This window comes from Streptomyces sp. NPDC006193, assembly GCF_040613915.1.
GTDB lineage: Bacteria > Actinomycetota > Actinomycetes > Streptomycetales > Streptomycetaceae > Streptomyces.
The window spans coordinates 103,782-118,736 of sequence record NZ_JBEXTB010000004.1 but is presented as its reverse complement, the minus strand read 5'-3'; the positions used below and the strand labels follow the sequence as shown (position 1 = coordinate 118,736).

General features: G+C 68.8%; 9 protein-coding genes. 1 reads left to right on the top strand and 8 read right to left on the bottom strand.

Going from position 1 to position 14,955, the window contains the following annotated elements; all coding sequences use genetic code 11:
• Window positions 1–13: 13 nt before the first annotated feature.
• The 5 genes from ABZ261_RS05945 to drmA all read right to left on the bottom strand — a co-directional run bounded on the left by ABZ261_RS05945 (window position 14) and on the right by drmA (window position 10,341).
• The gene (locus tag ABZ261_RS05945; protein WP_356855735.1) at window positions 14–2,164 is read right to left on the bottom strand and encodes a UvrD-helicase domain-containing protein; all 2,151 of its coding nucleotides are present in this window, start codon (window positions 2,162–2,164) and stop codon (window positions 14–16) included.
• Window positions 2,165–2,293: 129 nt separating this feature from the next.
• Window positions 2,294–3,646, bottom strand: a complete 1,353-nt coding sequence (locus tag ABZ261_RS05940) for a hypothetical protein (RefSeq protein WP_356855733.1) — start codon at window positions 3,644–3,646, stop codon at window positions 2,294–2,296.
• Window positions 3,647–3,790: 144 nt separating this feature from the next.
• Window positions 3,791–4,561, bottom strand: a complete 771-nt coding sequence (drmC, locus tag ABZ261_RS05935; protein WP_356855731.1) for a DISARM system phospholipase D-like protein DrmC — start codon at window positions 4,559–4,561, stop codon at window positions 3,791–3,793.
• Window positions 4,562–4,573: 12 nt separating this feature from the next.
• Entirely contained in the window at window positions 4,574–6,505 is a 1,932-nt protein-coding gene (locus ABZ261_RS05930) for a DUF1998 domain-containing protein (protein WP_356855729.1), read from the bottom strand.
• Window positions 6,502–10,341, bottom strand: coding sequence for a DISARM system helicase DrmA (gene drmA / locus ABZ261_RS05925; protein WP_356855727.1), 3,840 nt, complete (start codon window positions 10,339–10,341; stop codon window positions 6,502–6,504). Before drmA ends, ABZ261_RS05930 begins: the two co-directional genes overlap by 4 nt.
• 223 nt (window positions 10,342–10,564) lie before the next feature.
• On the opposite strand from drmA, the gene ABZ261_RS05920 reads away from it, so the two are divergent.
• Window positions 10,565–12,136: a hypothetical protein gene (locus tag ABZ261_RS05920; protein ID WP_356855725.1), complete on the top strand. Its 1,572-nt coding sequence runs from the start codon at window positions 10,565–10,567 to the stop codon at window positions 12,134–12,136.
• A gap of 21 nt (window positions 12,137–12,157) precedes the next feature.
• Here the strand turns inward: ABZ261_RS05920 and ABZ261_RS05915 are convergent, their stop codons facing one another.
• From ABZ261_RS05915 to ABZ261_RS05905, 3 genes are all read right to left on the bottom strand, one after another.
• Window positions 12,158–12,715 carry an ATP-binding protein gene (locus tag ABZ261_RS05915; RefSeq protein ID WP_356856138.1) on the bottom strand — a complete coding sequence of 186 codons (558 nt, stop codon included), beginning with the start codon at window positions 12,713–12,715 and terminating at the stop codon, window positions 12,158–12,160.
• Between the two features lie 76 nt (window positions 12,716–12,791).
• Window positions 12,792–13,496, bottom strand: a complete 705-nt coding sequence (locus tag ABZ261_RS05910; protein ID WP_356855723.1) for a hypothetical protein — start codon at window positions 13,494–13,496, stop codon at window positions 12,792–12,794.
• 17 nt (window positions 13,497–13,513) lie between these two features.
• Window positions 13,514–14,881 carry a competence protein CoiA family protein gene (locus ABZ261_RS05905; RefSeq protein WP_356855721.1) on the bottom strand — a complete coding sequence of 456 codons (1,368 nt, stop codon included), beginning with the start codon at window positions 14,879–14,881 and terminating at the stop codon, window positions 13,514–13,516.
• Window positions 14,882–14,955: the final 74 nt, after the last annotated feature.

Genomic DNA, 14,955 nt, shown 5'->3' with positions numbered 1-14,955 from the left:
GCGGGACGCGGCGCTACGGGCGTGGCGCGGTGACCGGTGGCAGGAACGGGCTCGGCACACCGTGCCAGGACACCCGCAGTGCCTCCCGAGCCCTCGTACACGCCACGAACAGCAGACTCAGTTCGCTGTTCAGATCCTCCTGGTGCTGCTGAGCGTCGATGTCGGCGGCGGTGACGGCCGACTTCATCGGTACGGTGCCATCATTGACGCCTGTCACGGCGACGCAGCGGAATTCCAGCCCCTTCATCCGGTGCATGGTCCCGATCCGCACGCCGGGGCCGCCGCGGCCAGCGCCGAGCACACATGCCCTGATGCCGGCTCGCTCCAGGGCTTGCGCGATGTCCCGTCCCAGCTGGATGAAGCGCACCGCCACCCCGATGTCCTCCGCGTCCACTCCCGCGCCGATCCAGTCCCGCACCCGGGCGACCAGTGCCTCGATTTCCTCGGACTTGGTGGCGTACCCGACCGTCTCCGGCCGCTCACCGTGCATCGTGGAGCGGTACCCAGCCAGTGTCTCGTTGCCGTCGTCCATGTCGTCGGGTTCCTCGCCAGTCAGCAGTGAGGAAGACCAGGCCAGGATCTGCTGCGTGGTGCGGTAGTTGATCCGCAGCCGGTGCGAGCGCCCGACGACCGGGATGCCGAGTGAGCGCAGCGAAACCCGGTTCCCGTAGATCCGCTGGTGGGTGTCGCCGGCAAGGAAGAGATCGTCCTGGCCGGTGGCTACCAGGGCCCGCAGGAATCGCCACTGTGCGGGGTGCAGATCCTGTGCCTCGTCTATCACGACATGGCGGTACGCCCTCTCCCTCCGGCCGTCCAGGATACGTGCCGCCTCCGCGCACACCTGTAGGAATGTCCACTCTCCCGCCTGACGCAGCTGCTCCTCGAAGGCGGAGACTGCCCGCCACACCTGAAGCCGTTTCAGCGGCGGGAGCGCGGTGCCACGACCGGTGCGCGGCACCTTCAGGTACTCCTCCGGTTCCGTCAGCGCCTGCGCCAGGACGACTTGACGCCACTCCTGGTCAAGGAAGACGTCGGTGAAGTCGATCCCCAGCCGCCGCGCGATCCGAGCCCAGCGGGCGGTGATCTCCTTCCGGTCGAAGACCAGCTTCAGCGGGGTGCCGCCACGCTCCGCCCGTACGATCTCGTTGGCCAGGGCGTCGACGTTGACCACCCGTATCTTCGCCCGGACGTCCTTCTCCTCGACCAGTAGTGCCAGGCAGCGTTCCAGTTCCGCGGCGAGGTCCTTGGTGTATGTGGTGAGCAGGACGCACCCGTCGGGGGCGTCGGCGGGCAGCCGCCGCGCCAGGTGGTACGCCCTGTGCAGGGCGACCACGGTCTTTCCGGTGCCGGGTCCGCCGGTGACGCGAGCCGGCCCGGCGTAGCCCTCGTAGTACGCGACGCGGTACTGGCTCGGATGCAGGAAGACCCGCCAGGCGTCGAACGGGCGCTCCAGAATCCCCTGCAGTTCCACGGGGCCCGACACAAGAGCGACCCGGCCGCGGGAACGGGCCATCGCGGCTCCCAGCTCATCAGCGTCGTCGGCCGCGGGAGCTTGCGCGGCGGTCCGGGCGTACGCCTGCACCAGCTCCCGGTCGATCGCTTCCGGCGTCATGCCGGTCGCGAGCCCCAGCAGCACGTCGTACTGATGCTCCGGGAGCACCTTGTGCAACGCCTCCAGATGATCCTCGTCCGGGATCAGCCGGATGATCGGCAGGATCTCCTCGTCCACGCCGAGGCTGCGCAGCATCTTGTCCGGATACTTGGAGGTGGGAAACAGACGGGGCGACTCCTCGGCGGCCAGCGCCCGCAGCCCGGCCGTGACCCGCTCCAGGGCCACGTCATTGCGTATCTCGATGCCGTGCGTCGCCTCGTTCACCGACACGCGGTGCTTGGCGGCCCAGTCGTTGGCCTTGTCGTGGGGAAGGACCTTCAGCAGCAGATAACTGCCCCCGGTCTCGGCCTTGAGGACGACGCCTCGCCAGAAGTCGGTGATGCGGATGGTCCGCAGGCGCGGATCCCTCTGGTGCGTCAGCTTCTCCAGGTGCAGCCCTGCGTGTGTGGCCGCCGCGAACTTCTCGAACACCTCGAAGACGCGCTTCTGGACAGGTTTCTCCAGCGCTGCGAACTCCAGCAGGAAGTCCCGGTGCATCCCCAGCGTCGCCATCAGCGCCCCCTCCGGCCGGCCCCTCAAGAAAACACCCTCACCTTACTGACCGGCTGCGGTGCGGGACGCAGGTCCGTGCTTTCGTGGGCACGGACGGAGTGATCCGCCGCCTGCTTGGAGCGGTGCGCGTCAGTTGACTCGGCGATTGCCGGGCGGAACCTCGCTCCGGTGCATCCCGACGACGACGGAGCCCGGTCCTCCGACGGACAGACTCCTGCGTATCAGGGCGATGACGTAATCCCAGCTGGTGCCGCGCGTGCCGATCCAACCGTCCCTGAGCAACGTGGTGAAGGTGGTGTTGTTCAAATACCGGGGAACCGACTCCTCGACGATGCGTGTCCCACCGGACGGTCCACCGGACTCGGGGCGCTGGAGCAGCTCCCAGAAGTGCTCCCGGGTGAGGTACATGCCGGGGATGAGGGCGGCCGAGTTCATCATGAAGGGAACGGTCCGGCACAGCTTGACCATGCTCGGCGTGGTGACCAGGCGTGGATCTCCCAGTGGCCCGGAGCCCTGGTGACTCGTACGAGCCCATTCGTCCTGGGCCCTGCATTCCTCGTCCACGGCTTCCATCCGCTTCAGCTCCCGCTCACCGGTGCTGTCGTGCCAGTAGACCCAGCTGCGTCCGCTCTGACGCATGCGCTTGTACTGGACCGTGGCCACGCTGCGCGTGTGCTCGTTCACATAGATCATGTCGACGCCCATGGCGGTCTCGGCACGCGTGCGGTTGGCGTTGTACACGAACAGCCGGTGAGGGGATTCGGAGTTGCGGCGGTAGATCCGCCAGCCGACCTGTACGGCATCGTCTCCCTGCATGCCGGGAAAGCGCATGTAGTCATGGACGATCTGCTGATCCTCGATCTGCCGGAGATCGGGCAACCCTTCGAGGAAGGGGACGGATCGGGGATGGGGATCGTTCCCACCGTACGGCGGCTGCCACGCTTCGAGCGGATCGCGGTCCGCACCGAATGCCTCGAGGAGAGTGCCCACAGCGTCCTTCTCGAGGCTCAGCCGTTCCCCCACCTCCCCTGTCGGAGGATTGGCTCCGAGACTGTTCTGCAGATCGTCCAGCATCTTGTTCAATTCTGGCCGCAGCTGCCGGACACCGTTGAGCAGATTGTCGCCGGCAGCAGGGGACATACGGCCGTCGTCGCGGAGAAATCTCCGGCCGGCTCCCATAGCGTCCTCGAGATCGACGAGCGGCAGGGGCCACTGGAGTGCCGTGAAGTCACGCGTGATCAGAGACCGCTCGTAGGTGCCCGACCGCCTGCCGGGGAAGACGCTGCCCACTCCGATGATTTTGCGCTGCCCGTAGCGTTCGTGGCCGTCCGTGAAGAAGGCGAGACACCACACGCGCGGCTTTCTCCAGTCTTTATGCGGGTACGCGAAGGTTCGCTCGCCCCGGGTCAGCCACTTCGGAGGTTTCTCGGGTAGCCGCTCCATCATCAGCGCAGTGCTGTGTACGAGAGCGACAGCGACCATCTGTTACCTCCTGCATTTTGTGGGACTGGAGGCCCACATTGTTGGGCAGGTCCCGGCCATCAGAGCGGAGTAGCTGACAACCGGCCACGTGAATGGCGTTGATTCGACGGTGATGACGTCGACGAGGCGTCGGTGCGGGCGGCGTCAGGGAGTGGCCTGCCATCGCGCCAGAACCCCTCGGCGCTGCAGTTCCCGTATGTGGTCCGCCATCCGGCCTGGCATAGGGCCGCCCTTCAACAGCACTCCCGCTTCGATGTTTCGCTCAGCGCCCGACGCCGTGAGGTTGGCGCTGGTGAGGAAGAGGATCCGGTCGTCGGCCACCGCCAACTTCGCGTGCAACCGACAGCCGGGAGCGGCGCGTCGGGAATTCGGCCAGTGCCAGAGTCGCAGCCCGGGTATGCCGGAGAAGGCGTCGGCCGGCTCGCCTCCGGAGAGGAGTCCGCCCGCGCCTTCCAGCGTCTCGACGACGATGTCGACCGTGACGCCACGGGCTACAGCCTCGAAGAGCGCCGCGGTCAGCGGCGCATACGAGCGGGCCGAGTAGGTCACAGCGACGATCCGGTGTTCCGCGGCGCCGACCACCTCCGTGAGTACTTGAGCGGTGGCACGGACCGGCGTCCCCGGCGTGGAGGGACCGCTCCACACGGCTCGGACCTCGGTGTCCTCGCGCCGTCGGGTCCAGGCCGCCGCGTATCCACGCAGATACGCCGCGGCCTCAGCCGGTGGCACGCCGTCCTCCTTGATCGAGACCAGCAAGGAGGAGATGGCCTCCAGCGCGGCCGATGTCGGAAACTTACCGAGGACGTACGCGGGGGAACGCCCCTGGGCGAGAAGCGTGGCCAGGGTCTTCGTCCGTGTCGGTCCGAGCGAGGCGGCGGCCGTGGCGGCCGCCGCCTCGAAGCGCTTGCGACTCACGTGCTCATCCGCTCACCTGAAATCCGGTATGAGCGCCAGTGATTCCGTGTCACCAGGCAGCGGGGTGATGAACCGCCGGTCCAGGAAACGGTTACCGCGCTCACATGTGGTCTCGGACACGAACAGGCAGGAGTGGCAGGCCGCGCCGTGCAGGAAGTCCTCCGGCGCCTGGGGAAGCCGCTCGCCGCACAGCGGGTCCGAGGAGCACCGCCCCGCCTTGTGCAGTGCCGTGCGCACGATCCTCGTCAGCCGGCTCTCCCCGGTGCTCGGGTCCTGATCGGCGAGGGACACCAGGCCGCCGAGGGTGCCCTCGGCATCCGGGACCGCCGTGTAGATGAGGATGCCGGTCCGCCGCTCCTCGGCGTCGCCGCTGTAGATCCGCTCGGCCAGGCTCGCAGAGTTGTAGCCGCACTCCATTGCGATGGTCCGGATGAGGAGGTGGGAGAGCGTGTGCAGCGCGATGTAGCGGCTGCCCGGCCAGCCATGCATCGGGTCGGAACTGTCCTGGACGCGTTCGGACTTGCGGTGTTCACGGAACCGGCGGAACGCCGCCGCGTGAGCGGCGAGCGCCTCGCTCGATGCCACGCGCTTCTCCCAGTGCTCGATCAACTGATCGTCCACCCGCAGGAACAACCCCTCGCCGCGAACCTCGCTGGCCGGTACCCAGCCGCGTTCGCGCCGTCCCAGCTCGACCCGGGTGACCAGGCCCGGGTCCTCCGGGTCGGGCGCGTCGAGCCGGGTGAAGCCGATCAGCGCCCGCACCTCGCGCAACCGTTCCACCTGCCGCACCTGGGAGAAGACGGAGGACAGAGGCTCGCTGAGGGAGGCGTCCGTCAGGGCGAAGTCCTCGGTCGGGTCGGCGGTCTTCGCCGCGGACAGCACCTGCCACTCCGGGGTCAGCAGATCAGGAGGACCCGGCGGCTGCTCGGCCTCGCCCTCCTCACCCGAAAGGGCCGCCCGGTAGGCGGAAATGGCCTGCCACACCTGTCCTGGCTCGTAGTCCCGCAGATAGCGATGGTGTTTGGACTTCTTGGCGAACATGGCGATCTCATGCTCGTCCTCGAAGTCCTCCAGGTCCGGCCAGCGTTCCTCGACGAGCTTGCGCAGCGAGTCGGTCCCGGTGTCGGGCAGCGCCAACGCGCTGAGCGTCGCCGGGAACCACTGGTTGGACGCCCCCACGACCAGCAGATAGGGCTGCTCGTCACAGTGGTCGTAGACGCCGTCGAACTGCGGGTGCCGACCGCGGCAGCGAGGCAGGTTCTCCCGGCCCTTGTCGCCCATCGCGTCCCGGATGTTGCGCTTGGCCTTCTTGCAGACCAGGCATTCGAGGGAGACGTTCGCCGCGAGGTTGCCGCCCCTGTCGCGCATACGCAGCGTCGGGTATGTCGTGTCAGGGCAGCCCCGGCCCTCGTGGACGAACTCCGTGTACGGGAACTCGTCGAGGTGCCCCCTGGTGCAGGCCAGCGCGAAGCGGGCGGCGACGGCGAGGGGCTTGCGGCCCTTCTTCTTCCGGTAGCAGTTCTCGTGGTAGAAGCGTGCCTCGTCGGGGCGCCGGGGGTTGTTGTTCTCGAACCCCCACTTGCCCGAGCCCAGGGAGGCCAGCTCATTGCACGCGGTGCAGCGCAGCCACTGCGGAAAGGGGGTCACGGGCACCCCGATCCTTGCCGCGTACCCCTTCGGGTCGGTGTCGGTTCCGGGAATCCACGGCGCACTGCGCAGTTCGGTCACCTGGTTCGGGCCGTAGCGGCGCAGCGCCCGGTTGACGGCCCGGCGCAGCCGGGGCTCCTCGATCACCGGATCGGGCACACCCGCGTAGCTCCAGTGGTCGAGGCCCTTCACCATGACGGAGAAGTTGGGCAGGTCGACGAGCGCGCCGACGCCGCCGGTGAACATGAGGTGGCTCGGCCGTACGGCACCCACCCGCCTGAAGTATCCACCGCTCATGATCGCTGCCCCCTGGCCCCCGTGCCGTTGCCGTCGGAGTCCGGCACCTCGCCGAACTCGTCGCCGCCCACCGTGTCCGCGCTGTCGCCGTCTCCGGTCCCGGTCGGCGGCCCGAACTCCCATGCCTTGCCGGACGGGGCCGTCAGCACCGTGTCGGCGGGCAACAGCATGTTGATCTCGTTCTCCGTCTCGCGCATCGACTGGGGAACGGTGAGGACGTCCCAGCCGCTGCCGTCCGCGTTGCTCAACAGCCCCAGAAGCGTCTGCTTCTTCCGGGTCTGGCCCCGGTAGCCGAGCCTGCCCTGCTCGCCCTTCTTTGCCAGCCAGGCATCGCGCAGGGTGTCGATGCGCTCGGCGAGGTACTCGCGGGCGCGCTCTCCGTCCACCGACTCGGCACGTGCCAGCAGCCGCCGCTCGACCTCCCGCACCCGCGGGTCGTCGAGGTCCACTTCCCCCGCGTCCGCGTTGTCGGAGAACTCGTCGCAGGCCTGCCGAACGGCCGAGATGTACGTGGCGGTGGTGCCCCGGTCGAGCGCCCGCCGTGTGAAGGGGGTCACCGACAGCGCCTCGACCTGCCGGTAGAAGGTGGCGTGGTAGTGCTCGAAGTCCTCGAAGTGGGCGAGGTCCCGGGGGCGTGCCCAGTTGTAGAGCGTGATCACGATCCCGGGCCGCTTGGCCTGACGTCCGACACGCGACGAGGCCTGGATGTATTCGGCGGTGTTCTTCGGCTGCCCGGTGACGACCATCAACCCGAAGCGGGAGACGTCCACCCCCACCTGCAGCATCGACGTGGCCAGCACGTAGTCGACCGGCCTGCGGTGCGGCAGGGCGGGCAGGACCCTCGGCTGGCGCGCCTTCCCCGCGTCCCGGAACTCGTCGATGATCGCCTGCTTGCGCACCGACGTGTCGTGCTCCGGGTTGAAGCCGATCTCCAGCCGCTTCAGGGTGGCACTGATGTCGGCCGATGAAATGCGGGAGGTCAGCTCCTGGAGGTTGAGCATGTCGGTGTCGCGCAGCAGCCGGTCGGCGATACCCCGGCGGCGCCCGTTGGCCCGCAGCCGGCTCGGCACGTCGTCGTCGAGGACCCGCCGCATACCGGCGAGCTCCTTGGTCGCGTTGAAGTACCCGACCACCGTCATGTACGGATCGGCGGGCGCACCGTAGAGGTCGAACAGGTGCTGCCCGGCCAGCAGCAGGATCTCCGCGACGCGGATCTCTGCGGCCTTCATGCGCACGCCGTGCGCGCACACCCCGTAGTACCGCCGTCCCGGGTTCTCGCGGGTGACGTCCACCTGCTGGGAGAAGAAGGTGTCCCCGACGTCCACCACCTGCGGCGGGAAGATGGCCAAGTCCCGGGCGAAGACCCCCAGCACCTGGGCACGGGCGTTGCGCGTCGTTGCCGTCGACGCGACGATCTTCGGCCCGGTCTCCCGGAGTTCCCCGCGCGCGTCCTTCACCCGCCAGGTGCACAGCTGGTCGACGGCCGACTCGAACAGTCCCACGGTGGTGCCCAGCGCCCCGGAGATCAGGTGCAGCTCGTCCTGGATGATGAGGTCCGGTGGCCGCAGGCGTCGCGGCATCGGCCGGCTGGTCACGGCTTTGTGCTTGTCCTTGGCGTTGTGCCGGGAGCCGCAGCCGATCTCCTCGTCCAGGTCGTCGTGGCGGTAGCCGTGCCGCTCGCAGTACTCGGTCACGCGCCCGAACAGCAACCCCGCGTAGCCGCGCCACGGCAGCTGCGCGAGCTTGTCCACGGTCGCGATCAGCAGGCTCGGCACCAGCCGGTAGATCTCCTCGTCGACCGTGAGGATCGGCAGCCCCTCGCCGGGTGACAGCACCCGGGAGAACGGACAGGGCTCCGCGTCCTCACCGCGCGGACAGTACACCAGGATCCGGCGCCGTACATCGTCCGGCCTCACATCCCGCCACGCCCGCAGTTCCTCGCCGCACCACGGGCAGGACAGCACCTGCAGCACGTTCGCGTGCCGTCCCGAGGCGGACTCGGTGGCCTCGGCGATCTGCTGTGCCGCGTCGCCGTACCAGTTCGGCGACACACCGGCGCCGACCCACAGCCCGATGCGGAACGGCCGGCTGCCCCAGACGGCCTCGTCCTCTCTGCGCAGCACCTCCGCCGCGCAGACCAGGGCCGATGCCCGCTGGAACTGCTGGGCCGTCAGCAGCCGCAGGGTGTAGCGCATCAGTGCGGCCACACCGTCACGTCCCTCGCGGGCGTCCTCCCCTTCCCCGACGACCTTCTGCAGCCGGCGGATGGCGAACGTGTAGGCCGCCAGGCCCAGGTAGGCCTCTGTCTTGCCGCCACCGGTCGGGAAGAACAGCAGGTCGACCGTGGCGGTGCTGTCCGCCCGGCGCTCCTTGTGCGCGGGGTCGGTGAGCGAGCACAGGTTGAGCAGCACGAACGCCAGCTGGAAGGGATACCAGCTCGCGGCCGCGGCGCCGCGGCCGCAGACCTCGGCGTACGCCGCCGCGTACGTGGGCGGGTTCTCGCCGCCCTCGGCCCGCAGTGCGGCCGTCGCCGTGGCCCGCCGCTGCATGGCCATCGCCCGGTTGGCGAAACGGAACGCGCGCAGCGCGTCACGGTCGGCGTGCAGCAGGTCGATGCCGAGTGCGATCCTGGCGCACGCGTCGCGCGCCTCCTCGACCGCCCGCAGCGCGGTGGTGCGCAGCTCGCCGGAGAGCGACTGCGCCTTGGCGGCCTGCTGCTGCAGCCAGCCGTCGTAGCCGTCGGCCAGCGGCTGCAGGACCTTCAGGAGCTCGTCGCGGCGCTCCCACACAGCCAGTTCTGCGAGCTTGTCCATGCTCACTTCGAGTCCCGCGAGGAGCGGCTGCTGCGCCGTGCTCGGCGCGACCGTGGCGGGTACGTCCTTCACCGGCAGCCAGGTCGTCTCCAGCTTGACCGCACGGCGCCCCTTCGGCAGGACCTGCGCGTGCACGGCGACGTTCCGCCCGTGCGCGTGCTTCAGTTCCTGCCGGTACAGCAGCCGCAGATGCTGCTCCTCGGGGCTCTCCTGGAGCCGTCCGGGTTCGTCGGACAGCGGGTCGTCGATCGGCAGGAAGACGCTGGACTGCCCGTCGAAGGAGGTGACCTCGAGCTTCGTCTGGAACAGCCACTGTCCGTCCCGCTGCTCGCGCGATTCCTTCAGCGCGTTGATCAGCGACACGTCGACGAAGCGCAGGTTGTCCGCACCGTCGACCGTGCCGGGCCGCTCCCGTACGTGCACGTCGAGCCGGATGCAGGGAAGGTTCGGATCGCTCTCATCGGCGCCCTCCAGGACCTTGCGGAGGGTGCCCGGTGCGTCGACGGGAATGTCCACCTCGTGCCGGACCGGCTCCCGCGACCATGTGCGGACCGTGCGGCCGTCGTCGGTCCTGCCGTCGCTCTGCCGGTACCGTCCCCAGGAGGCGACCACACTGAGCATGCCGACGTCGGCGGGCACCAGGAAGCTCAGGCCCATGGACGACGCCCACAGCCGTCCGGCCGCCTGAGGGGTGAGCCGGTCCGTGAGCTCGGAGTCCTGCCCGTCGCCCTCCCCGCCGACCTCGGTCTCCGCCTGGCCGGCCGCGACCTTCACCGGCTGGTCGGTCGGCGCGGGGCGGGGCCCGAGCAGCCCGACGAGGTAGCGGTCGCGGGGGCCCGCACTGTTGGGCGGCAGCGTTTCGGTCTCGTCGCCCGCCCACGGCCCCAGGAGGTCCCATGAGATCAGCTTGCCGAGTTCCTCGCGGACGTCGTACGACGAGCCGGGCCGGAAGGTCTGGGGGACCTCGTCAACGGGGTGCGGAACGCCGGGCGTCGGAGCGGCGGCGTTCTGTGGTGACGGCATGCGCGTTTCCCTCCCTGGGCACCGATGGGCACCCGCGAACAACGATAGGGCGGCCCACCGACAGAGCGGTGCCCGCACAAACTGCGCACGCCAAGAATGTCACTTGTGTACTGGGTTCACAAGTGACTTCTTCTGTTGTCTCGCGTAGGGTGCGGGCTGGAAGGCACCAACTGACACATAATCAACCATGGTGTCGGTAAGCGCAGTTGTTGAGGGGTGGGAAGTGGACAACGGCAGGGAGTTCTCCGACGCCGGAGCCGAGTGGTGGGAGGGCATCATCCAGGAACTGGCGTACGAACTGGACTCCGCCTGCCCGGGGACGGAACGATTCCTCCCCGAAGACCTGGGAGACCTCACCCTCGTACAGGCCATGCTGATGGTCCGCACGGCGTTGCGCGACCAGCGGGTGACAGCGGCCACCGACATCGCCGACGAGCTCTACTCGCTCTGGCCGGACCGGGAACCGCCCCTGGAGGACTGCGCCGACCTGGTCGCACGCCTCCTCCGCCACCTGCACGAGCACGCGCTCCCGCTGCTGCGCTCCTGGCGCACGTCCGACCTGTGGACCGGCCTCCTCCAGTTGTACGCCGCACGACGGGCGGCAGCCGTCGGCGCCCTGCGCACAGCGCGCGAACTGGACGAACGCTGGATGCTCGACCCGCGTGCGATGAGCGACGGATCCTTGGACCGGCCCTTGGACCCGGGAGCCCGGTGGCAGTCCTTCGCCTCCTACCTGCGCACCACCCAGCGGGACAACGTCACGGGAGCCGCCCTCGGACTGCTGGACCGAGCCGCTGTCGCCCGGCACCTGAGCAGTTCGGCCCAGTGGCTCGGGGAGTACCTCGGAGAGGCCCGGCACCTCGTCGCACTCGGCAGTGAGGCGCAGGCCGCGGAACACGTCCGCCACCGGGCCGACGAGTTGAGCTCCGGCACGGGCGGCGGCCTCTGGAGGGACGTGGCGGCAGCGGCGGCGGACTACGCCCAAGTCTGCGAACGGGTGCGTGAGGGCCTCACGACCTACGAGCAGGAACTGCTCCGGGCGGCGCACGACGACCGGAAGCGGGACCAGGAGCTGATGCTGGAGACCTACCTCGTACGGGACGCCGACGCCGGCCCCCACCCGAGACCCCTCCTGCCGGGCTCGCAGGCGCCGGCACCGGGCTGGATGACGGCCGTGGTCGAGCTGCGCGCGGATGCCCGGGGCGCGACATCGAAGAACTTCACCTGGCACTCGCTCCCCGGCCACACCCCCTGGTGGTTCTGCGCGGTGCGCCCCGGCCCCGAGGAACGCATGGCGGCCAGGCTCGGCCACGACGGCCGGATCCAGTTCGAGGTGGGCAAGGAACGGCCGGGAGACCTGCTCATCGGCCTCCCGGACGACGAACCGGAGAGCTTCCTCCACCACCTGCGCTTCCGGTACGACGAGGACGACCCCGACGACCTGTCCCGGCTGCTGATGCTGGCCACGACCGGATGGGCCCGACTCGACATCCTGGCCGCCAGACAGGCGGGCGGACTCCGGACGTTGCGCACGATCAGGGTGGACGTACCCGAGCCGCTGAGGGAGCTGTGCGGGGAGTACGCGTACGCCAGACTGAAGCGGCTGAGCGAGATGGCGGACGAGCCCGGGGCGGAGTCCGCGGCGGCGGGGCAGGAGTGGCGTGGTGCCGGGCTGCGGCTGGACGGACGAGAAGGGGACGGCCCCTCGCCCTACGAGGCCCCGCTGACCGAGCAGGAGCGGGCTTCGGCGGTCTTCGACGGGGGACTGTTCCAGCGCGACGACACACTGTTCTGATCGCGTGGCCGACTCCGGGGTTCAGGACCGCCCTGTCGGGGACGGACGACGATCGACGTCCAGCTCGCACCAGACCGTCTTGCCCGAGGGCGGGTACGGCTCGACGCCCCAGCGGGTGGCGAGCGCCTGGACGAGCAGCAGCCCGTGCCCGCCCTCGGACTGCGCGGCGGCGAGGCCGTTGCACGGATCGGCGTATGTCCGGGCCCTCGCGGGCGGCTGCGGCAGGCACTCACCGCGCGGATCGGTCACCTCGATCCGGAGTGCGGGAGACCGCTCGCCCTGTCGATCGGCCGGGGCCTCGTCCACCGTGAGCCGCAGCCGGAAACCCCGGCCGGGCACCAGCCCGTGCAGTACCGCGTTCGACGCCAGCTCGGCGACGAGCAGCGCACCGGTCTGCGAGAGCTCCGTGCCGTGCGGCCAGCCCCAGGAATCGAACTGGTTCACCGCGAGAAGACGGGCCAGCCGCGCGCCACGTCGGGTGGAGCTGAACTGCTGGGTGAAGGTCCGGGCGGGACTGTCAGGCCCGAGGGGGGTAACTCGAAAGGCCCACGACGATGCAACTCGACAACAGGGGCTCATCGGCCGAAGTGTCACGGTCGACAGCGACGAGGACTTCGCCTTGATCACCAGGGTGAAGGCGAGGAAGAACACTCTCTCAGAGCCGCCGTCGTAGGTCACTCCACGTTGTCAGGGACTGACCCCGTGCGGTCTGCTTTAGCACAGGGCGCACGACGGAGGCAAGATGGAGAATCTGTGACCGGGAGAGCCGCCCTTCGGCTATGGGCTCGCCCTTGGACGGATCGTTGCCTGAAGCGAGCTGCTCCGCCTCGCGTCGCGCCTGGAGGTGGTGCTGCCATCTGGCGAGATCCTTGCGCGCGGAGTCGGACAGCGTGACGCGTTCGCTCAATGCCTCCGCTTCCGCAAGCAGGGCCGCCAGGCCGTCGGTGCCGATGGTGTCCTTCTCTTCCCGCATCTGGTGGATCAGACGACGGCAGCGCTTGAGAAGCGCCGAGGAACGGTCGGGTTGCTGCACGCCTACCCACGTCCTCATCTCCGCGACGATCGCCTGGTTCCGGTGCTGGGCTGCGGGAGACAGTTGCGTTCCGTGGAGGGGACCGGCCATGCGGTAGATCTCTTCCGCCCGGTCGACGTCGAGCACGCGCTGTGCCTCCCTGAACTGCTCGACCAGCGACTCGAACTGTTCGGCGGCCACATCCTTGGGTGACTTGTGTACGTGCGCCGAGGGCGCAGGCTCGGCGGCGACAGGCGGTGAAGCCGGTTGTACAGGCTCGGGCGTCTCTGTCTTGGGAACCAGCTCGGGGGTGAAGTGGTCCTCCGTTGTCCTGATGGCCCGCAGCAAGAGCTGAGCATGGTGACTCAGCGAACCACAACTGGTCGACGTGAGTTGTCCCCTTGGCCTTTGCGGTGTAGTGAGCATCGAGGCGTGCCCTGGCTTTCTTCATGGCCTTGGTTAACCTCGTGTGATCGGGGCCGTTTGTCACAGGCAACAACTCCTGCCCATGGATCCGGCCTGGTGGGAGCAGCACCACTCGACGATTGCGTTGAGCCGACTCGGCCGTATACGGCAGTGGCCTCCTCCGTGGCGGTGCGCTGGGCGGGGACAGGAACGTCTGACGCTCTCCCCACTCGTTGGGGAAGAGCGATGCCGGGGCGCCACAAACCGGTGCGCTCCGCCTCGATGCCGCCGAGCTGAACGACGCCATCGGCCCGCACCGCCCACTGCACGCCCTCTCGCGGATCGGGATCGGTGAGGAGGAGACGAGCCACTCCGTACAGCCGGTACACATACTGCTCGGTCGGCATAGGGACATCATCCGGAAGGGACACGTGCGCTCGGATGATCCTGCTGCCAGCGGGCTTCACGTCCGCGGTGATGATGTAGCGGCCCTCGGCTGCGAGTGGGGAGTGCTTGGGTGTCGGCGCTTTGGCGTCGATGGCAAAAACGATCTGGTCGGCCCGGAGGGGGAACGTTGCGGGCCGGAGCCAGGCACCTTTGCCGCGCTGAATCGCACTGTCGTCGCTGAGTAACTCCTCCAGTACTGGCGTGACCAGCCCGTCAGGAGTGAGTCGGCAATCGTCGAGAGCTGACCAGACGACAGGCCGATCGGCACGTTCGACCCCGATCAGGACGCGTCGGTCCGAGCCGTGCGTCTCACATTTCACGCGGAGTGCGTAACCCTGCCGTTGCACCATGTTGGCGGAGATCGGCCCCTCGGCTCCGAAGATCCAGTCCATCTGCTCAGAGGACGTGCTGAGTTGCTGTTCGGCCCGGTACCAGGTGCGGTAGTCCTGGGGGCAGAGCTGGAAGCGAATCCGTTGACGGGTCTTGGGGAGCCACAAGTCCACCGCATCACCGGGACTGGTTCCGAGGTTGCGAAGCTCGGCTTGAACCCGAATTCCCTGTGCCCTCAGCCAGGCTGTCAGGTCCCTCTTGATGAAGAGGTGGTCGGCGCTGTCGGCGCCGTTCGCGACGCGATCACACACGGGAGCAGTGCCGGTGTGGTCCGGGTAATGGGCGAAGTGGCAGACCTTGGTCTCATACCGCTTGGCCATCAGCTCCCCGCCACAACCGCCGAGCAGCGTGCCGCACCAAAAGCGCTTGCCGTGGAAGTGCCGGCGGAACCGATCGAGATTGTGCGGCTCTTCGGGCAGGATGACGGGCTGGTCCGCGTCCTCTGTGCCGATGACGGCAGTCTGAACGAGCCGGGTGTCGACGACAGCCATGACGCGCTCCACTGGGCGGGAGTGAACGAGGTCTGGGTGTTGCGCGTGGGGGAAGGGCGGGTCGCCGCCCGGTG